Origin of the sequence: Bradyrhizobium sp. HKCCYLS3013, from assembly GCF_051167615.1 — a bacterium.
GTDB lineage: Bacteria > Pseudomonadota > Alphaproteobacteria > Rhizobiales > Xanthobacteraceae > Bradyrhizobium.
On the sequence record NZ_JBNPTK010000023.1, the window covers coordinates 22,914 to 40,914 of the forward strand.

Genomic DNA, 18,001 nt, shown 5'->3' on the forward strand with positions numbered 1-18,001 from the left:
GATGAACTCGATTTGACGTGGATCAAGATAAGGGAATCATATTCGCCGCATAGAATATGAGGCGCCTGATCTCGCGGGGATTTCCATGCGGACGAACGTCGCGGCGACCACCACGCTGGTGCTCGGACTCGGCAATATCCTGCTGAGCGATGACGGCATTGGCGTGCACGTCATTCGGGCCCTCGATGCACAGGAATATGCGGGCGAGATACCGCCTTGTGTTGCTCTGCGGGATGGCGGGACGCTCGGGCTGTCCCTGTTTTCGGAGATCGAAGATTTCGGCTCGCTGATCGCCGTCGACGCCGTGGAACTGGGCGCGAAGCCCGGCACCGTCAAGATCTTTCAAGGTCCGGAGATGGACCGGCAGCTCACGGGCAAGAAGCGGACGGCTCATGAGGTCGCGCTTGCCGACCTGATGTCGGCGGCGCGGCTGGCCGGCTGCGAGCCGGCGCGCCGGGCGCTGGTCGCAATTCAACCTGAATCCACCCAATGGGGCCTGTCGCTGACGCCCGCGGTTGGCGCGGCCATTCCCTCCGCGTGTCAGCAGATCAAAACACTGCTCAGCAGGTGGCACCATGACAGTTGAAGCGGATGCCGCGGCAGGGTTCCGCACGGGGATGACCGACAGCCTGCTCCGCGAGATCGCCCATCACCTCGGTGTGCTTGCCAAAACCGGCGCATGCGCGGCGATCGATCTGTGCAGCCTGCCTCTCACGGCTGCGGACCGCAGCGAATTGGAAGCCCGGTTGGGCCATGGTGACCTGGAGGCCGTTTTGACCGCAGCCGGCACCAGCGAAATCTGGGAGACGCGCTATGCCGGCGTGTGGTGGGTTCGCCATCTCGGCGCCGGGGACAAGCTCTCCGCCGAACGCATTGAAATCACGGCGTCCCCGGAGATCCTGACAAGCCATGCGGCCGACATCGCTGCGGCCAGCAACAGACTGGCTGAAGACCTGATCGACCGCGTCTCTTCAGAGGATACCGAAGATGCATGAAACCGAGACGATCGGCGAGCTCTTGACGCGCAGCGGCGTCTCCCGCCGCGCCCTGCTGAAATATACGAGCTATCTTGCCAGCCTTCTGGCGTTGCCCCCGATGGCCGCGAAGGGCATGGCGGAGGCGTTGGCGAATACGCGCCGCCAATCCGTGATCTGGCTCTCGTTTCAGGAATGCACGGGCTGCACGGAGTCGCTGACGCGTTCGTTCGGTCCAACCATCGAGGACATGATCTTCAATCTCATCTCGCTCGACTATCACGAAACGCTCATGGCAGTGTCGGGTACTGCCGCGGAAGCGGCCCGCCTCGCTGCCATGAAGGAGAACAAGGGCAAATATGTCGTCGTGGTCGACGGCTCCGTTTCGACGAGGGATGGCGGGGTCTACTCCACCAACGCCGGCAAGACCAACCTCGAAGTGCTGAAGGAGACGGCCGCAGATGCAGCCGCGGTGATCTCCGTCGGGACCTGCGCGGCCTTCGGTGGCATTCCCCACGCAAATCCCAACCCCACCGGCGCGGTTGCCGTCAGCGACATCATCACCGACAAACCGGTGATCAATGTCTCCGGTTGCCCGCCCATTCCGGAAGCCATCGCCGGCACGGTTGCCTATCTCGTGACGTTCAACAAGCTTCCCGATCTCGACGACAAGGGCAGACCGAAAGCGTTTTTCGGCGATACGATCCATGACCGCTGCTATCGCCGGCCGTTCTACGACAAGGGGCAGTTCGCCAAGCAGTTCGACGATGAGGGAGCGCGCAAGGGCTGGTGCCTCTATGAAGTCGGTTGCAAGGGGCCCGTGACTTACAATGCGTGCGCGACCATGAAATGGAATGGTGGCGTCTCTTTCCCGATCCAGTCGGGACACGGCTGTCTGGGCTGTTCCGAACCGAATTTCTGGGATCGTGGCAGCTTCTACCAGCCACTTTCTTCAAACACGTTGAATGATCCGGAGATCATCGGCGGCGCCGCGGCTGCGGGCGCGGCGGTCGGGATTGCCAGCGCATGGCTGGCGCGGCGACGCAAACAACGAGCAGAGAGGGAGGCCCAGCCATGAGCCTGCTGGATTTCGTGCGCGGACCCGCGATCGAGATCGCAATCGCGATATTCGTGGGCGGCGTGTTGTGGCGGCTCGCGTCGCTGCTGCTCCTGCCCTGGACCAGCGACAGATCGGCGAGGCGAGCTGATGCACCGCATGCCGTGGTTGGCGCGTTCCGTGGCTTCGTGCGTCACCTATGGCCCGCGAACACCTATCTGCGCGCCTCGTTGTTCAGCACGGTGAACGGCTATGTTTTTCACGTCGGCCTTGCCATCATCGTGTTCGGACTGGCGCAGCACATTCTCTTCCTGCGTGGATTGTTCGGCTTTTCATGGCCGAATCTGCCCACCGGCGTGATCTCGGCCGCCTCGGTGGTCACGCTGGCGTCGCTCCTGGCTGCGCTGGCGCGACGGATGACGAATCCGGTCTTAAGACTGCTTTCGACGCTTGACGACTACTTCAGCTGGCTGGTGACGTTCCTTCCGGTCGTGACGGGGCTGATCGCGGTGAGCCACCTATGGGCGCCGTACGAGACGCTCTTGTCCGTGCACATCCTGGCCGTGTGCCTGTTCCTGATCTGGTTCCCGTTCGGAAAACTCATGCATGCCTTCCTCGTCTTCCTGACCAGGAGCGAGACCGGGATCTTCTACAGCCGCCGGGGAGTCGAGATATGAACCAGCGCATCGTCGTCGATCCCATCACGCGCATTGAAGGGCATCTGCGGATCGAGGCGGAAACAGATCCCCATGGCGCCATCACCGGTGCGTACAGTTCCGGCACGATGGTGCGCGGCATCGAACTGATCCTGAAAGGACGCGATCCGCGCGAGGCCTGGGCTTTCGCTCAGCGCATATGCGGCGTGTGCACGCTGGTCCACGGCATCGCCAGCGTCCGCGCCGTGGAGAATGCGCTGGGATACACCATTCCGCCGAACGCGCAACTCATCCGCAACCTGATGATTGCCGCACAATATGTGCATGACCATGTCATGCACTTCTATCATCTGCATGCGCTCGACTGGGTCGACGTGGTGTCGGCGTTGAAGGCCGATCCGGCGGCAACATCGCAACTGGCGCAATCGATCTCGAGCTTCCGGAAGTCGAGCCCGGGCTATTTCGCGGACACGCAGAAGAGACTGAAAGCCTTCGTCGAAGGCGGCCAGCTCGGCATCTTTGCAGGTGGATTCTGGGGACATCCCGGATTCAAGCTGCCGGCCGAAGCAAACCTGATGGCGGTCGCGCACTATTTGGAAGCGCTCGCCTGGCAGCGCGAGGTGGTGCAGCTCCACACCATCTTCGGCGGCAAGAATCCGCATCCGAATTTCCTGGTCGGCGGCGCCCCGTCAGCGATCAGCCTGAACACCGGCGGCACCGCCATCGGCATCGACGGCCTGCAGACGGTGAAGACCGTGATCGGCCGAATGAAGGATTTTGTCGAGCAGGTCTATCTGCCGGACACGCTGGCCATCGCCTCCTTCTACAAGGACTGGTTCGCGCGCGGCGAAGGCGTGGGCAACTTCCTGACCTACGGCGACTTCCCCGAAAAGGGCATGGACGACCCGGCCAGTTGGCTGATCCCGGCGGGCGCGATCCTCAATCGCGACCTGACCACGATCCATCCCGTCGACATGAACAATTCGGAGGAAATCCAGGAGTTCGTCTCCCATTCCTGGTACGACTATGCAAGCGGCAAGGACAAGGGCCTGCATCCCTACGAGGGTGAGACCAATCTGCATTACACCGGTCCCAAGCCCCCCTTCGAGCAGCTCGATGTCGGCGCGAGCTATTCCTGGCTCAAGGCGCCGCGCTGGAAGGGCCATGTCATGGAGGTCGGTCCGCTCGCGCGCGTGCTGATGCTCCATGCCAAAGGTCACGAGCCGACGCGCGAACTGGCCGGTTACGCGCTGGGCAAGCTCGACCTGCCGCTGACGGCGATGTTCTCGACCATGGGACGCACAGCGGCGCGCGCGCTGGAAAGCAAGATCGTCGTCGACCAGATGTCGACCTGGTACGACCGTCTTCTTTCCAACATCCGCGCGGGTGATCTGAACGTTCACAATTCGAACAAGTGGGATCCCTCGACCTGGCCCACCGAAGCCAAGGGTGTCGGCTTCATGGAAGCGCCGCGCGGGGCGCTGGCGCATTGGGTGGTGATCAAGAACAAGCGCATCGATAATTATCAGGCCGTGGTGCCCTCGACCTGGAACGCGGGGCCGCGCGATTCCAAGGGCCAGCCCGGACCTTACGAAGCGGCATTGATGGATCGCCACACGCTCCACGATCCTCGGCAGCCGCTCGAGATCCAGCGCACGATCCACAGCTTCGATCCGTGCATCGCCTGCGCGGTGCATGTGATCGATCCCGACGGCGAAGAGCTGATACAATTGCAGGTGAGGTAAGGCGATGGGCGGCGAAATCGACGTCGAAGCAGCCAGCAGAACGTTCCTGGCGCGGACCGAGGAACATCTGGTCAGCTATCTCGAGGCCTGCGTCCATTGCGGGAACTGCGCCGAAGCCTGCCACTTTTATCAGGCCTCCGGAGATCCACGGCATACGCCCGCCTACAAGCTGTTTCCGATGGCCAAGGCCTATCGCCGGCAGAAATTCCCGCTCTCCCTCTTCGCTCCCCGCATCACGGAAGAGGACCTCAAGGAATGGGAGGAACTGCTGTTCGATACCTGCACCATGTGCGGTCGATGCACCACGATCTGTCCGATGGGGATCGACATCGCTTCCATCGTGGGCGGCGCGCGGCAGGCCTTCGTCAAGGCAGGACTTGGGCCGAAGGACCTTCTGCAGGCCGCCGACAATTCGCGCGACCATGGAAGCCCGCTGGGCGTGACAGCCGACAAGCTGCGCGATCGCATCGAATGGCTCGAAGATGAGCACGACGTGCCCATCGCGCTCGACAAGGACAAGGCCGACATTCTGCTGACGCTCTCGTCCGTCGAAACGATGAAATACCCCGATTCCGTGGTGGCCATGGCCAAGCTGCTCAACCACGCGGGCGTCGACTGGACGCTGAGCACCAAGGGCTATGAAGCCACGAATTTTGGCTATCTGGCCGGCAAGGCAGACGTCGCCCGGATCATGGTTCAGCGGATCACCGAAGCCGCCGAGGCGGTCGGAGCCAAGACGGTCGTGATTCCGGAGTGCGGCCACGCCTTCGGTGTGCTGCGCTGGTCGGGCGCCAATGTGCTCGGCCGCCCCCTTCCCTTCGCAGTCGTGCACATTTCGGAATTCATGGCGCAGCTCAAGCGCGACGGCAGGCTGAAGCTGAAACCGATCGAGGAGTCGATCACCTATCACGATCCTTGCCAGATCTCCCGTCGCGGCGGCGCGACCGAGGATGCGCGATTCCTCCTGCAGGATTTCGCGAAGGACTTCCGCGAGATGACCCCGACCGGAGATCTCAACTGGTGCTGCGGTGGCGGCGGCGGCGTGCAGGCGATCGCGCGCGCAGCCGATCTTCGCCACAAGGTCTTCAAGATCAAAATGGATCAGGTGGAGAAGACCGGCGCGAAGACGATGGTCTCGGCATGCTCAAACTGCCGGCTGACCATGGACGAGAGCAAGGCCCACTGGAAATGGGAAGGTGGCCTCGCGAGCTTGGTGGAGATCATTGCGGATCACCTGATCGAGGACGCCCCGGCAAAGACGCAAGGGTGACGGCTCACAGTCGTGCGCCTTGCGTCGTGGGCAAACGGCGGCGCAACGCGGGCCGCGGGGCAACGTAGACTGCGTCGGCGCCCCCGCCTTGTTGCGGCCCCGGTCTCGATCATGACGACAGGCACTTCGGCGTGGCAGAGATTGCGCAGCGTCAGGACGTTCGCCTGATCAGGAACTCGAACTGCTTGCCTTCCGACTTGGATTCCAAGAGATCATTTCCGGTCGTGCGACAAAACGCCTCGAAGTCTTTCACAGCGCCGGGATCGGTGGCGAGCACTTGGAGCGTGCCACCGATCGGCACGTCCTTGAGCGCCTTCTTCGCGCGCAAGATCGGCAGCGGGCAGTTCAATCCCTTGGCATCGAGAACCTGGTCAGCCATCCTGTCTCTCCGTCATTTCTGGTGCTGGGTCCGTGACACGTTCAAATGAACAGGTTGATGTCGCTCTTGGTCGCCGTCTCGATGTAGGTCGCAGCGCCCCCGAGCACCGGCCCCTCGATCATGTCGTCCTTGGTGTACTCGAACAGATCCATGGTCATCTGGCAGGCGATCATCTTGACGTCGGCTTCGATGGCCATCGTGCGCAACTCCTCTATCGATGCGACCCCCTTCTTCTTGATCAGGTTTTTCATCATCGTCGTCGCCGCCGCGTCGACGCCGGGGATGGCCGATACGAGATTCGGCATACCGATGTGCATTCCAAACATCGGCATCTCCATGGCCGGATTGCCGAGCGTAGAGATTTTCAGGTCGAGATTCTTCTTGAGCAGCGTCAAGCCGTAGAAGGTGAAGAACATGGTCACGTCGAGGCCCATGGCCGCCGCTGTCGTGGCCAGGATGAAGGGCGGATAGGCCCAATCCAGCGTCCCCTTGGTGACAATCATCGACATGCGCTTGGTATTGTTGTCTTCGGCCATTGCATCTCTCCGTTTGGTCTCTCGCAGGCGCAACCGCGCGCGTCATTGGATTCCTGCTTTCCAACGCACGACCATCAGCACGAGGACTGCGAGGAACAGCGTCTCGGCGACGATCAGCGCGATCGCCCGGCCGCCGACATCGGCCATCGCCTTGAGCGACGTCTTCATCCCGAGCGCTGCGATCGCCGTCACGAGGCACCACCTTGAAATGTCCTTGATGACGGCAAGCAGGAATGCGGGAATGACGCCGGCGCTGTTGAGCATCACCAGAACGGCGAACACCACCAGGAACCCCGGCAGTTGGCGCCCGGCCTTGCCGACGCGATGGGCGCGGAACACGTAGGACAGCATCACGACGACGGGCAGCAGCATGGCAACCCGGAGCAGCTTGGTGAAGGTCGCGACGTTTCCGGTCTCCTCCGACACGCTGAAGCCGGCGCCAACCACCTGCGCCACGTCGTGAATGGTACCGCCAAGAAACATGCCGACGGCAGCGTGATCGAGATGGAATCCTGCGATCACCAGCGGATAGACGATCATCGCGATCGTGCTGAGCGCCGTCACGCCGATCACGGTAAAGACCGTGTCGCGTTCGTGGTGCTCCCCCTTGGGCAACACCGACGAGATCGCCAGCGCCGCCGACGCTCCGCAAATCGCCACGGCCCCGGAGGTGAGGATTCCGAACGGCCGGCTCAACCCCATGGCGCGGGAGGCCAGCGCGCCGAACAGGATGGTCAGGATCACCGCGCCGACGACCGTGATCACGGGCGTCGGGCCGAGCTTCATGATCTCGGCAATCGTGATCTGCGCCCCGAGCAGGCCGACGGCGACGCGCAGGATGCGCTTTGAGGCGAGTTCGATGCCGGCAACGCAGCGCCCCTCCTGCGACAGGAAATAGAAGGCCATCCCAAGCAGCAAGGCGAACAGCATGACCGGCCCGCCATAGTGCTCGGACAGGAAGGTTGCCGCGATCGCGATGATCAAACTGGCCAGGACGCCCGGGAAGTAGGTCGGCAGCGACATGACGGCCGCGAGGCCGCGACTTATCATCGATGTCCTGATTGCGGCGGTCTCAGTCACAGCCTGTCCACTTCCTTACGCGCAGCCAGCGAAATTCTCGGCAGCCATCTTCGCTTCGTAAGGGGCGGCGGCCGCCGTGCCCGGCACGAGGCCGGCCTTGGCAGCAGCCCAGTCCTTCGGGCGCACCTTGACCATCCATCCGTCGCCATATGGGTCGGTGTTGGCCAGCTTGGGCGCTGCGCTCATTGCATCGTTGACCTCGACGATTTCCGCATTGAAGGCGACCTTTGCCGGGCCGACCCACTTGCCGGATTCGATCGTGGCGCAGGACTTGCCCGCATCGACCGACCGGCCGGCCTTCTTTGGTGTGAAGGCGACAAGCTGACCGGCCATGGCCGCTGCCACAGCGGTCATCCCGAGCGTCACGGTGCCGTCGGCGTTCTCGCGATACCAGATGTTGTTTTCGACGTCGTAGAGAAGGTCGTCGGGAAGGTTGCAGCCGCGGACGATGGGCATCGTCTTCTCCTTGTCTCAAATGGTTTCGTTGGCTTGCGTCGATGCATCGGGTTGACGTAGCGGCCGGGACGCGCAGCAGAACTCGCCGAGCCCGGCCACCTCCAGCTTGCCTCCGATGAACAGCATGAGATGCCGCGCGACCATGGCGCCCAGTCGCAGCCGCCGGGCGACCTGCGCGTGGCCTGGCTCGAGGCGCACCAGATTGTAGTGATAGACGAGCTCGCGGCAGGTTTCGCGGCAGGCGTTGAAGCTTGCATCGCCGCGCGCGCCCTGCCGATGCAGCGCCAGCAGGCGAAACGTCTCGACCTGGCGATCGGTCGGGATCTCGCCGTGCGCAGCGAGCCATGTTTCGAGAATCGTTTCGCCGAGCTGCAGCAACTCCTCGGCGAGCGGCGCGGCGGCCGCCCCGAGTGCAGCATCGGACGCGGCCAACATGCCGTCCAGCCGCTCCGCGACGTCGTCGAGGCTCGTGATACCGATATCCGCCATCACCCGAGCCCTCGCGCACGCAACAGACCGGTCGAATCCGAGAAATTCTCCTGCACGCCGACCTTGCGCGCCGACAGCCCGAGCGCCATGCCGAGGAGCTGGGTGAAGTACAGGATCTTGACGCTGGTCTTGCGGCCGAAGACCTTTTCCGCGCGCACCTGATGCATTTCGAGCCCGGTGTGGCAGGTCGGGCATTCGGTGGCGATCACGTCCGCGCCGCAGGCCTCGGCCGTCGTGAGCAGGTTGAGAACGAGCTTGGTCGAGGTGTCGCTGTCGGACAGCGTGTGAGCGCCGCCACAGCATGCCGTCTTGAGCGGGTACTCGACGTTCTCGGCCCCCGCCGCAGCCAGCAGGTCGTCCATGAAATGGGGCTTCGAGGTCGATTCCGAGCCGGGCCCCTTATCCTTTTCCGGAAAGATGTGACGCGGCCGCGTGTACATGCAACCGTAGTAGTTGGCGACCTTCAGGCCCTTGAGCGAGTTCTTCACGCGTGTCTTGAGGCCCTGTTCGCCGACGGATTCCCTGATCCAGTCGAGCGCGTGAATGGTCGTGACCTTGCCCGCTTCGTAGGTCGCGTGGCCGGCCTTGCGCGACAATCGGTCCGTCACTTCACGCGACGCGGGATCCTTGGCGAGGTCGTATTCGGCCTTCTTGAGATTGTGATAGCAGCCGTTGCAAGGCGCCATCACCGTATCGAACCCCATCGCATCCGCGATCGAGAGGTTGCGGGCCGACAGATAGGTCTGCAGCTTGGGATCGATGTTCTTGACCTCCATGGCGCCGCAGCAGTTCCAGTTCCTGAGCTCGACCAGATCGAGGCCGAGTGCCTTGCCGACCTCCCGGGTGGAGCGGTTGTAGGCGTGCCCGGTTCCTTCGAGCGCGCACCCCGGATAGTAGGCGACCCGCTTGTGTTTGTCGCTCATCACTCAGCTCCCTGAACGTCCAACCGAAGCGCCTTGCGGGCCGCTGCTTCACACTCACGGACATACTCGTCGATCGCGAGGCTGGCGCCCCCCCATCCGCGCGTGCGGGGACGGACCACGCTGGCAAGTCCCAACTTCACCAGGAGGCCCACCGGCAATCGGCTGGCGAGACTGCGTATCAGTTCGACGAGCCAACCCTGCGACAGGGACTGCCCGGTCCGCGCGAAGAACCGGCGCAGCACGCGGCCCTCCTCGATCTTGCCGGTGGCGAAGACCTGCTCGGAGAAGACCTCATCGAACGCGGTGGACGGCTTCTTCTCGGTATGGCCCTTCAGCTCCAGCCAATGTGCCGTGGCCTTCATCACGCCTTCGGGACTGACGTCGCGAGGACAGGCATAGGTGCATTTGTTGCAGGAGACGCACTGCCAGATGATGTCCTTGTCGCGCAGCAACTCGCTTTCGAAGCCCATTCGGATCAGGTAGATCCAATAGCGCGGGTTGAAGTCGGGATTCACGGCGTTGATCGTGCAGGCATTGGTGCATGAGCCGCATTGCCAGCAGCGGTGGATGAACTCGCCTCCCGGGAGCGCCGCGATCTCCTCCTGCATCTGCTCGTTGTAGTCGGTAATGGCGCGTGAGGTGATGAACGTGCTCCAGTGCCCGGAGACATCGACGCCATCAATTTCCAGGTGCTCATGCGTGACGAGATTCTCTGGCCGGATCAGCGATTTTTCGTGAATCGGCATGGATGTTCCCTCATTCGCTCAGCAGGCGAGGCTGCCCGAGCACATGGGCCCTGCCATCGATCAGCTTCAGGCGGGTGCGCCCCGACTCGGTATCGACCGCATCGAGTCCCAGGAGACGGCGAGTATGCGCCATCGCGTCCGCCTTGAAGCCGCCGCAGAAGTCCGCGTGCAGGAACTGGCCGCCCTTGTCGTTGATATAGCTTGCATAGGTGTGGGCGCAGAGCAGATCGACGTAGAAGGCCAGATCGCGGAAGACACCGTTCGCCTGCAGGAAACCTTCGAGCTCCTCGCGTAGCATCGTGAAAGTGGCGAAGCCGTCGCCGACGGCGATCGTGCCGGTCTCGGCAGCCTCGTCGTACCATATCTCGCGCAATACGCCGGTATTGACCCTGGCGTCCCACATCCAGCGCGTCATCAGCGGATAGTGGTCCGGCGCGGTGAAATGAAGGACCTCGGCGGCAAGATCGCGCGACCAGCGGTGCTCGCGATCGGCCGGAAAGCTCGTGACGAACGCGGCGACGCGCTGGTCGGTTGTGCCGAGGTCGGACCATCCGTGCAGCAGCGCCTCGAGCCTGCTGCGCAACGCCGCAAACCCGTTGCGGCCGAGCCACGCCCCCACACGCCGGCGCACCGGCGTGATGAACGTGGCAAGGTCGCAGAATTCGGCCTCCGTCAGCTCGCTGACCCGCCCCTTGCCCAACACCTCCTCGAACAGCGAGGCCTTGAGCGCGAGCGCTCCGACATAGCGCTCGACGCCACCGCTGTCGTCGGCGGATTCCACGAGGCTCTCGAACGCCCGCCGCAGCCTGGGGCCGGACAGATCGAGCACCGGCCGCATCGGCTCGACCACCGCCTTGCCTCTATGGTTGGTGATCGGCCACATCACTCGGCCGCTTCCATCATGGCGCCGCGGACCAGGGCCAGCGCGGCCATCGCTGCCGATTGGCCCTGTGCGATGGAATCGTCGATGGTCTCGGGCCCGGTGGCCGCGCCGGCGACGAAGACGCCGGGCCGCGAGGTCGCCGATGTGTTGGAATAGACCGACGCCTTCTCGATATGGCCGTGCTTCTGCAGTTTGACGTCGAACACCGCCGACAACGTCATGTTGTCGACATTGGGATCCATGCCGATGGCGTGCACCACCATGTCGAACGGGATCGAGATCGGCCGTTTCACCAGCGTGTCCTCGCCCTTCACGATCAACCGCCTGCCGTCTGACGTCACTTCGGCGATCCGCGCCTTGATGTATTTGACGCGGTGCTTCTCCTGGCTTTCCCAGTAGTAGAGATCCTCGTAGAGGCCGAAGGTGCGGATATCCATGTAGTAGACATACACGTTGCACCGTGGCATCGCCTCGCGGATCTCCATGGCGATGTTGGCGGAGACCGTGCAGCAGATCTTCGAACACCACTCGCGACCGATCTGGCGGTCGCGCGAGCCGACGCATAGCAGGATCGCAACCCGTTCCGGCTCGCGCCCGTCGGACGGACAGCGCACGCCCCTGCCGGAGGAGAGCATCTGCTCGACCTGGGTCGTCGTAACCACATCAGGGTAGGTGCCGAAACCCCATTCCGGCTTATTGACGGAATCGAAATGCGTGAAGCCGGTGCACAGGATCGCCGCCCCCGCCTCCAGCACCGCGCCATCCGACAGCGTCACGCGGAAGTCGCCTGGGCTGCCCGAAAAGGCTTTCACCGTGACGCGCCTTCGGATCTCGACACGGCTGTCGGTTTCGACCCGGCGCACCATGCCACCGATGGCGTCCTTGGCCCATTCGCCGGACGGCACCAGCCTGGCGTAGCCTGACTGGATCGGCGCACCGCCGAGCTGCTCCGCCTTTTCGACGAGAACGACGCGCTGGCCGGCCGCGGCCAGCGCATGTGCGGCGGAAAGCCCCGACGGCCCGCCGCCAACGATGAGAACGGGACGGGTCATGATGCGGCTCCTGGCAGGGTCGCCGTCGGCTTGACATAGCCTGGGCCCGACGTAATCGCGCGTTTGGGGTCGTAAAGCGTCTCGATGCGGCCGGCCTTGACCTCACCGAGATAGGCCTCGAACTCGGCTTTGGCTTTCTGCCAGTCGATGCCGAGCTTCTCGAGCAGCCCCTCGAACGGCGAGGCGTGCCAGTGAAGCTGTGCGAGCTTGTAGGGATGCGCGCCGAGGGCGAGCGCCGCGAACTGGCAATCGGCCATGATCGGCAGCGCATAGACCTTGTCGACGGCCTTGCCGATCCACTGGTTCTTGTCGAGTGTGGTGATGCAACCCGTGTCGTGGCCGATCATGACGTCCGCCCGCGCCTCCTCGACCGCGACCCTGATCTTGCGATCGATGGCGAAGGAGCGCGTGAACTCACGTTCGCCGATGATATGACGAAATCCGAAGCCGCAGCAGTCGTACCAGGTCGAGTAGTCGACGACCTGTGCACCCAGCGCCTGCATCAGGCCGGTCGATACCGCCACGCGGTTGCCGTCCATGACGGTGTCGTCATAGATCACGTCTTCCGGAACCATCTTGTAGACGTGACACGCCGGATGAACGGTGGCACGAAGGCTGCTCACGTCGATGACCTGCCGCTCCCGGATGCGGTGGCGCATGACGTGCAGCCACTCGGAATAGTGCACGATCTCTTCGGGGATCAGCAGCTTGCCGTCGACCAGACGACCCAGCTTGCCGAGAATCTTCTTCACCTGCTCGCGCAGTTCAGCCGAATGCATCAAGAAGATGCGCATCTCCTTGTAATTGCCGAACGACGTGCCGCAGTGGATCAGCGGGAAGTAGGTTCCGACCGGCAGGCCCTGCGCCTTGGCCGACATGTATGCCTGGTGGAAGTTGCGCAGGAAGACGGCGGCCAGACTGACGACATTGCCGACCCCGGAGCCGTGATAATTCCAGGCGGTGCAAGAGGTCTGATCGGTCTCGTCGAGATAGCGCACGCCGAGCTGGTTCATCAGCCACATCACGCTCGACGGATAGCCGGGGATATTGCCGCACTGTCCGCAGGATTTGTGCTGCCAGAGGTTGGTGGTGGGAATGCGCTTGTCCCAGCCGTACAGTGTGCGCGCCACCACCGGCTCGTGGCGCTCGTCGATCCGATGTACGACGATTTCGCCGTCCTTCTCCAACTCCCACATCGCGTCGCGGATGTCGTGGACACGCTCCTTGTTGGTCAGCATGGAGCGACGGTCGATCCGGGTTTCCACCCAGGCCGTCGCCGTCTGCGCCTCGCTCGGCGTCAGGTTGGAAGGGCGCCACTCCGCGCCAAAGCCGGCGTAGGCCGACTGACTGTCACTGCGCTTTTCGTCCATCGCTTCCTCCGTCGTCCACCGCGGCGATTGATCTCGCCGTCTATTGTGGTCGTCTCAGCGGCCCTATTCTTCCTGCTGCTCTTCAAGCCACTCGTTGTATTCCTCGCGCTTCTCATCCATCACGTCGCTGACGACGTCGAACAGATTCTCGTCGATCGTCTCGAGCTGATCGAGCACGCCGGTCGCCTCCCAAATGGTGTAGAGCTCGACGGACGTCTTCAGGTTGACCTCCCAGGCCGTGTCCATGGTGTGCATGGTTGGGACTGGAATGGCCTTGCGCAGGATATTGAGCGGAGCATCGACCTTGGCGACGTTCGGGCCCCAGTCGGGAAACGCATCGCGCGTGATCATGTTGGGCGCGAGCTGATTTCCCGTGGAAATGACCTTCAGAAGCACCCGCGAGAACGGTCGCAGCACATCTTTCGCCGACTGCATGCCATGCTTGATCGCGACCTCGCGCATGATCATGACGAGCCCGCCCGGTGAATTCTCGAACGGACAGCGGGCGGCACAGGTGTAGCACTGCGCGCAGGACCAGATCTTCTCCTGCATCGCGTCGTAGATGCCCTCGAGATTTTCGGTCCACAGCAGCTGGACGATCTCGCGGGGTGAATAATCGTAGTAGTGCGCCGAGGGACAGGTCGCGGTGCAGATGCCGCAATTGAGACAGCCGTGCAGTTCATGATCGTAGAGGACGTGCGAGCGAATGTCGTCGAACACCTCTTCCAGCTTCTCATAGGGAACGACCGGCGCCTCGGAGACCGGGTCGCCGATAGAGGTCAGCTCCATTGAAGCTCCGCTCGTCATCTGGCGGCTCTCCTCAGTAGGTCAGCACCTTGGCGTTATCGTTTTCCATCACCTCTTCGATGACCTTTGCACCCCCGACGATGCCCTCGCATTCAGGGATCAGATCCTGCTCGGTCATATCGAACAGATCGAGGTTCGGAGAGCAGCAATAGAACTTCACTCCCGCTCCGTGCGCGTCCTTGATGAAGTCATAGACGGTTTTCGGAGACCCGGGCTTGACCACGAGCTTCTCTGCCACGCCCTTTTTCATGAGCTGCCCCGACGTCGCGGTACAGACGACCTCCACCTCGTAGTCCATCGCCGCGGCAACAGTGGCCTGGAAGAACGGCGCGCCCAGTTCCTCGCCGTTGCGAGGATCGGTATTGACCATGATGATGATGAGCTTTTTGGCCATTCTTACGATGTCCTCCCGATCATCTGCTATTGAGCGTGCGCAACGCACATCGACACAGGAGCGTGCACGACAAGTTATCTCGAGGCGCATCGCCTTGGGGTTGATGAAGATCAACAAGCCCAGGAACCGAAGTCCCAGGTGGACAACAAGCTGACATCGATTTCATCCAATCCATCGGACGAACGCACAAAACATATTCCATTTTTTGAATGACATCTATAGGGTGAAGAAAATAATTCGTTGCTCGGGAGAACGGTCCTACGGGAGCGGCCGCATCAGATGCGTCGACTCGATCAAACCAATCATCAGCGGCCCGAGCGCCGCAGCGATCTCGCGCTGCACCACGCGCAACTCGGCGAGCGTTTCCGCCGTGCGATCAGGACATTCTTCGAATGCCATGACCAGATCCTCGATCATGGCCGATTTGATTCCGGGATGGCCGAGGAACCCGAAGCAGTTATCACGAAGCTGAAACACCGCCGGCTCCCCCGCAGAGTCGATCGCGAGAACACTTGCATCGGCCGGCAGCACCGGGCGATCGCGCATGTAGATCGCCACGGGAAAGGATCGCGGCAGATGACCGCCGAGCGCAGTGGGATCGACCCGTCGGGCCGTCTCCACGACGAAGCGGAGCGGAGCTTCCTGAGTGCCGCCGCCGCACGCGGTTGCAAGGATGCAGCTGCCGGCTCCGATGCCGATGACGGGCAGGCCGCGCGCCAGGAAATCCCGTACCAACCGCAACTCCGGCCCGAGGCTCGGAAGCAGGTTGCCGCTGACGACTCCGAGCGGTCCGGCGCCAAGAACAATGAGGCCGTCAAAGTCCCCTGCCGTCGCAGGTATCGATCCTCCGGCCGTAAACGGCCGGCAATAGCGAAAGCCGACGTTGCGTCCTTCGAATTGATCTTCCATCGAGCCGAGATAGTCCGCCTCGAAATGCTGCAGGACGCAGAGTGTCTTCATGGCGAACCGCGACAACTGAGTGAAGCATCAATGACGGCCGAAGCCGACGGCAGACCTGAAATATATATGTTTTTTCGCATATGAAAAGCGAGGAACGCAATGGCATGGTATGAGAAGCTGCAGGAGATCGAACCGCTCGACGACCTGCGTTTTGACCGTGGGCTCGTCGATGCACTCGAGGCGGCAGCCCGCGAGCGCGCGCTCGGACCGATGCGGTTCTACACGCCGACGTTCCGCGCCTATGCCAGCGAAGAACTCAAGGGCTGCGGCAAAGCGAGCTTTCCCGCCTTTTCCATCACCGGCGGCGCTTGCGCGCTGAATTGCGATCACTGTCAGGCGAAGATCCTCGACCCGATGATCGCGGCAACGACACCGGACGAACTCGACCGCAAGGTGCGCGATCTCATCCTGCTCAAGGATCTGGGCGGGTTCCTGCTCTCTGGCGGATCCAACCGGCGCAACGAGGTTCCGTACGATCGCTTCTATCCGACCATCGAGAGGCTCAAGCGCGACTTTCCCCATCTGCGCATCGCCGTCCACTCCGCGTTGCTCGACGAACGGCGCGCCCGATCCATGGAAGCGGCCGGGGTCGACGTCGCGATGCTCGACGTGATCGGCTCGCAGCAGACGATCCGCGACGTCTATCACCTCGACCGTCCCGTCGCGGATTTCGAGGCGACGCTCGCCGCGCTCTCGGACACCAAGATGCAGGTCGTGCCACACATCGTCATCGGTCTGCACTATGGCCGGCTGCTCGGCGAGGAGACCGCGCTGGACATCGTTTCGCGCTATCCGGTCGCCGCGTTGATCCTGGTGGTGGTGACTCCGATCTATGCGCCGCCGGATCGGCCCTTCGCCACGATATCCACCGACGACGTGGCAAAGGTGCTGGTCGCCGCGCGGCAACGCATCAGTCACGCGCCGGTTCAACTTGGCTGTATCCGCCCCGCGGGCCGCCACAAGCTGATGACCGACGCATATGCCGTCATGGCGGGATTTGATGGCATCGCCTATCCCGCGGACGGCATCGTAGCTCTTGCCCGCGCCATCGGTCGCCCGGTCGAGCAGGAGCATGCCTGCTGCTCGATCGCGCTTGACGGCCTCGCCGGACGGCGGGCTTGCGCAGCCTGAGGTGCACGATGAGCGCCGAGGCAGCGGATATCGTCGTCGTCGGGCTTGGACCGGCTGGGAGTCGTGCGGCCGCAGTTGCCGCGAAGGCCGGCTACCGCGTCGTCGCCGTGGATCGCCGGCTCGAGGCGGGTCGCCCGGTCCAGTGTGCCGAGTTCGTGCCCGCCATGATCGAGCGGGACGTTCCGAACATCACGGCCGTCGCCCAACAGAAGATCACGCGCATGCTGACCTTCACCGAGGCGACAGATTGCGAGGAAACGCCGGATTTCCGCGGCTGGATGATCGATCGCGCCGCCTTCGATCGAATGCTCGCTGATGAGGCGGCGAATGCGGGAGCCGCGTGCCGATACGGCACCTCCGTGGTTGCCATCGACATCGACGGCACAATTCATACGTCCGATGGTCTTGCCATGAAGCCGCGCGTCCTGATCGGCTGCGACGGCCCTCGCTCGCGGGTCGGCGCGGCCATCGGCCAGACCAATCGCGCGCTCGTCGATACAAGGCAACTGACCGCGCCGCTGATCGTGCCGCACGATGCCACGGATATCTTCCTGAGCGCCGACTATCGCGGCGGCTATGGCTGGCTGTTTCCCAAGGGCGCCGTGGCCAATATCGGCGTTGGCGTCATGATGGAGGACCGGCGGCGGCTGAAACCGATGCTCGCCGCGCTCTTTGGCGCGCTGTCGGCATCGCGCCGCATCGGAACGCGCCCGTTCGCGTTGACGGGCGGGGCGATACCCGTGGGCGGCAGGGTGGGTTCGACAGGCCGGCTTGGCGCAACCCAGGTGTTGCTGGCCGGCGATGCGGCGGGCCTGACCAACCCCGTGACCGGCGCCGGCATCGCCTCCGCCGTGCAATCGGGCGCACTCGCCGGGCAAGCCGCGGCAGACATGCTGTCCGGCCGCAGCGGCGCCCTCAATGATTATGACGAAGAGCTCAGCGACATTTTCGATGCGGCCTTGAGCCGGGCATCACGGCGACGACGGCAAGTTCTGGCGCAATACGGCGACGGCCGTCGCCCCGACGCGGCTGCGCTCGCCGAGGGGTGGATCAGTTCGCCGAACTATTGGGCGTGAAAATGCAGGATCAGGAG

Annotated in this window: 21 protein-coding genes; 8 read left to right on the top strand and 13 right to left on the bottom strand. The window is 63.1% G+C overall.

What is annotated here, in order from left to right:
- Window positions 1–85 precede the first annotated feature (85 nt).
- From ACQR1F_RS29250 to ACQR1F_RS29275, 6 genes are read left to right on the top strand one after another with little or no spacing between them, the layout of a single operon-like run.
- Window positions 86–586 carry a HyaD/HybD family hydrogenase maturation endopeptidase gene (locus tag ACQR1F_RS29250; protein ID WP_434914339.1) on the top strand — a complete coding sequence of 167 codons (501 nt, stop codon included), beginning with the start codon at window positions 86–88 and terminating at the stop codon, window positions 584–586.
- Window positions 576–995, top strand: coding sequence for a hydrogenase expression/formation C-terminal domain-containing protein (locus ACQR1F_RS29255; RefSeq protein WP_434914340.1), 420 nt, complete (start codon window positions 576–578; stop codon window positions 993–995). The genes ACQR1F_RS29250 and ACQR1F_RS29255 overlap by 11 nt, the downstream gene beginning before the upstream one ends.
- Window positions 988–2,052, top strand: a complete 1,065-nt coding sequence (locus ACQR1F_RS29260; RefSeq protein WP_434864087.1) for a hydrogenase small subunit — start codon at window positions 988–990, stop codon at window positions 2,050–2,052. The genes ACQR1F_RS29255 and ACQR1F_RS29260 overlap by 8 nt, the downstream gene beginning before the upstream one ends.
- Window positions 2,001–2,708, top strand: coding sequence for a hypothetical protein (locus ACQR1F_RS29265; RefSeq protein ID WP_315802244.1), 708 nt, complete (start codon window positions 2,001–2,003; stop codon window positions 2,706–2,708). Before ACQR1F_RS29260 ends, ACQR1F_RS29265 begins: the two co-directional genes overlap by 52 nt.
- Window positions 2,705–4,432, top strand: coding sequence for a nickel-dependent hydrogenase large subunit (locus tag ACQR1F_RS29270; protein ID WP_434914341.1), 1,728 nt, complete (start codon window positions 2,705–2,707; stop codon window positions 4,430–4,432). The genes ACQR1F_RS29265 and ACQR1F_RS29270 overlap by 4 nt, the downstream gene beginning before the upstream one ends.
- Before the next feature lie 4 nt (window positions 4,433–4,436).
- On the top strand, window positions 4,437–5,702 hold the full coding sequence (locus ACQR1F_RS29275; RefSeq protein WP_315802242.1) for a (Fe-S)-binding protein: 1,266 nt from the start codon (window positions 4,437–4,439) through the stop codon (window positions 5,700–5,702).
- Window positions 5,703–5,853: 151 nt separating this feature from the next.
- On the opposite strand, the gene ACQR1F_RS29280 is transcribed toward ACQR1F_RS29275, so the two are convergent.
- The 13 genes from ACQR1F_RS29280 to ACQR1F_RS29340 form a co-directional block, all read right to left on the bottom strand.
- Complete coding sequence (locus ACQR1F_RS29280; protein WP_315715462.1) at window positions 5,854–6,081, bottom strand: sulfurtransferase TusA family protein; 228 nt, start codon at window positions 6,079–6,081, stop codon at window positions 5,854–5,856.
- Between the two features lie 41 nt (window positions 6,082–6,122).
- Window positions 6,123–6,617, bottom strand: coding sequence for a sulfur carrier protein DsrE2 (dsrE2, locus tag ACQR1F_RS29285; protein WP_315802241.1), 495 nt, complete (start codon window positions 6,615–6,617; stop codon window positions 6,123–6,125).
- A 42-nt stretch (window positions 6,618–6,659) separates the two neighbouring features.
- The gene (locus ACQR1F_RS29290) at window positions 6,660–7,640 is read right to left on the bottom strand and encodes a YeiH family protein (RefSeq protein ID WP_434914342.1); all 981 of its coding nucleotides are present in this window, start codon (window positions 7,638–7,640) and stop codon (window positions 6,660–6,662) included.
- Between the two features lie 72 nt (window positions 7,641–7,712).
- On the bottom strand, window positions 7,713–8,153 hold the full coding sequence (locus ACQR1F_RS29295) for a glycine cleavage system protein H (protein ID WP_434845325.1): 441 nt from the start codon (window positions 8,151–8,153) through the stop codon (window positions 7,713–7,715).
- Window positions 8,154–8,168: 15 nt separating this feature from the next.
- On the bottom strand, window positions 8,169–8,645 hold the full coding sequence (locus ACQR1F_RS29300; protein WP_316238275.1) for a hypothetical protein: 477 nt from the start codon (window positions 8,643–8,645) through the stop codon (window positions 8,169–8,171).
- Window positions 8,642–9,565 (bottom strand): CoB--CoM heterodisulfide reductase iron-sulfur subunit B family protein, encoded by a 924-nt coding sequence (locus ACQR1F_RS29305; protein ID WP_434914343.1) that lies wholly within the window; start codon window positions 9,563–9,565, stop codon window positions 8,642–8,644. The genes ACQR1F_RS29300 and ACQR1F_RS29305 overlap by 4 nt, the downstream gene beginning before the upstream one ends.
- A complete protein-coding gene (locus tag ACQR1F_RS29310; protein ID WP_316178264.1) occupies window positions 9,565–10,311 on the bottom strand; it encodes a 4Fe-4S dicluster domain-containing protein in 747 nt (248 codons plus the stop codon). Before ACQR1F_RS29310 ends, ACQR1F_RS29305 begins: the two co-directional genes overlap by 1 nt.
- Window positions 10,312–10,321: 10 nt before the next feature.
- Window positions 10,322–11,197, bottom strand: coding sequence for a hypothetical protein (locus tag ACQR1F_RS29315; RefSeq protein ID WP_434914344.1), 876 nt, complete (start codon window positions 11,195–11,197; stop codon window positions 10,322–10,324).
- Window positions 11,194–12,246: an FAD-dependent oxidoreductase gene (locus tag ACQR1F_RS29320; protein ID WP_315802234.1), complete on the bottom strand. Its 1,053-nt coding sequence runs from the start codon at window positions 12,244–12,246 to the stop codon at window positions 11,194–11,196. Before ACQR1F_RS29320 ends, ACQR1F_RS29315 begins: the two co-directional genes overlap by 4 nt.
- Window positions 12,243–13,616, bottom strand: coding sequence for a heterodisulfide reductase-related iron-sulfur binding cluster (locus ACQR1F_RS29325; protein ID WP_315802233.1), 1,374 nt, complete (start codon window positions 13,614–13,616; stop codon window positions 12,243–12,245). Before ACQR1F_RS29325 ends, ACQR1F_RS29320 begins: the two co-directional genes overlap by 4 nt.
- A 63-nt stretch (window positions 13,617–13,679) precedes the next feature.
- The gene (locus tag ACQR1F_RS29330; protein WP_316171964.1) at window positions 13,680–14,405 is read right to left on the bottom strand and encodes a 4Fe-4S dicluster domain-containing protein; all 726 of its coding nucleotides are present in this window, start codon (window positions 14,403–14,405) and stop codon (window positions 13,680–13,682) included.
- 31 nt (window positions 14,406–14,436) lie between these two features.
- Window positions 14,437–14,817 carry a DsrE/DsrF/DrsH-like family protein gene (locus ACQR1F_RS29335; RefSeq protein WP_315752123.1) on the bottom strand — a complete coding sequence of 127 codons (381 nt, stop codon included), beginning with the start codon at window positions 14,815–14,817 and terminating at the stop codon, window positions 14,437–14,439.
- 258 nt (window positions 14,818–15,075) lie between these two features.
- Entirely contained in the window at window positions 15,076–15,777 is a 702-nt protein-coding gene (locus ACQR1F_RS29340; RefSeq protein ID WP_434914345.1) for a type 1 glutamine amidotransferase, read from the bottom strand.
- 99 nt (window positions 15,778–15,876) lie between these two features.
- On the opposite strand from ACQR1F_RS29340, the gene ACQR1F_RS29345 reads away from it, so the two are divergent.
- Together ACQR1F_RS29345 and ACQR1F_RS29350 are read left to right on the top strand one after the other, a co-directional pair.
- Window positions 15,877–16,908, top strand: coding sequence for a radical SAM protein (locus ACQR1F_RS29345; RefSeq protein WP_434914346.1), 1,032 nt, complete (start codon window positions 15,877–15,879; stop codon window positions 16,906–16,908).
- Between the two features lie 8 nt (window positions 16,909–16,916).
- A complete protein-coding gene (locus ACQR1F_RS29350; RefSeq protein ID WP_434914347.1) occupies window positions 16,917–17,984 on the top strand; it encodes a geranylgeranyl reductase family protein in 1,068 nt (355 codons plus the stop codon).
- Window positions 17,985–18,001: the final 17 nt, after the last annotated feature.

What these genes read in the sequence shown, in the direction of transcription:
- ACQR1F_RS29250 (WP_434914339.1), top strand. Translation starts at nt 86, where the DNA reads ATGCGGACGAACGTCGCGGCGACCACCACGCTGGTGCTCGGACTCGGC.
- ACQR1F_RS29255 (WP_434914340.1), top strand. Translation starts at nt 576, where the DNA reads ATGACAGTTGAAGCGGATGCCGCGGCAGGGTTCCGCACGGGGATGACC.
- ACQR1F_RS29260 (WP_434864087.1), top strand. Translation starts at nt 988, where the DNA reads ATGCATGAAACCGAGACGATCGGCGAGCTCTTGACGCGCAGCGGCGTC.
- ACQR1F_RS29265 (WP_315802244.1), top strand. Translation starts at nt 2,001, where the DNA reads ATGGCTGGCGCGGCGACGCAAACAACGAGCAGAGAGGGAGGCCCAGCC.
- ACQR1F_RS29270 (WP_434914341.1), top strand. Translation starts at nt 2,705, where the DNA reads ATGAACCAGCGCATCGTCGTCGATCCCATCACGCGCATTGAAGGGCAT.
- ACQR1F_RS29275 (WP_315802242.1), top strand. Translation starts at nt 4,437, where the DNA reads ATGGGCGGCGAAATCGACGTCGAAGCAGCCAGCAGAACGTTCCTGGCG.
- ACQR1F_RS29280 (WP_315715462.1), bottom strand. Translation starts at nt 6,081, where the DNA reads ATGGCTGACCAGGTTCTCGATGCCAAGGGATTGAACTGCCCGCTGCCG.
- dsrE2 (WP_315802241.1), bottom strand. Translation starts at nt 6,617, where the DNA reads ATGGCCGAAGACAACAATACCAAGCGCATGTCGATGATTGTCACCAAG.
- ACQR1F_RS29290 (WP_434914342.1), bottom strand. Translation starts at nt 7,640, where the DNA reads ATGTCGCTGCCGACCTACTTCCCGGGCGTCCTGGCCAGTTTGATCATC.
- ACQR1F_RS29295 (WP_434845325.1), bottom strand. Translation starts at nt 8,153, where the DNA reads ATGCCCATCGTCCGCGGCTGCAACCTTCCCGACGACCTTCTCTACGAC.
- ACQR1F_RS29305 (WP_434914343.1), bottom strand. Translation starts at nt 9,565, where the DNA reads ATGAGCGACAAACACAAGCGGGTCGCCTACTATCCGGGGTGCGCGCTC.
- ACQR1F_RS29310 (WP_316178264.1), bottom strand. Translation starts at nt 10,311, where the DNA reads ATGCCGATTCACGAAAAATCGCTGATCCGGCCAGAGAATCTCGTCACG.
- ACQR1F_RS29320 (WP_315802234.1), bottom strand. Translation starts at nt 12,246, where the DNA reads ATGACCCGTCCCGTTCTCATCGTTGGCGGCGGGCCGTCGGGGCTTTCC.
- ACQR1F_RS29325 (WP_315802233.1), bottom strand. Translation starts at nt 13,616, where the DNA reads ATGGACGAAAAGCGCAGTGACAGTCAGTCGGCCTACGCCGGCTTTGGC.
- ACQR1F_RS29330 (WP_316171964.1), bottom strand. Translation starts at nt 14,405, where the DNA reads ATGGAGCTGACCTCTATCGGCGACCCGGTCTCCGAGGCGCCGGTCGTT.
- ACQR1F_RS29335 (WP_315752123.1), bottom strand. Translation starts at nt 14,817, where the DNA reads ATGGCCAAAAAGCTCATCATCATCATGGTCAATACCGATCCTCGCAAC.
- ACQR1F_RS29340 (WP_434914345.1), bottom strand. Translation starts at nt 15,777, where the DNA reads ATGAAGACACTCTGCGTCCTGCAGCATTTCGAGGCGGACTATCTCGGC.
- ACQR1F_RS29345 (WP_434914346.1), top strand. Translation starts at nt 15,877, where the DNA reads ATGGCATGGTATGAGAAGCTGCAGGAGATCGAACCGCTCGACGACCTG.
- ACQR1F_RS29350 (WP_434914347.1), top strand. Translation starts at nt 16,917, where the DNA reads ATGAGCGCCGAGGCAGCGGATATCGTCGTCGTCGGGCTTGGACCGGCT.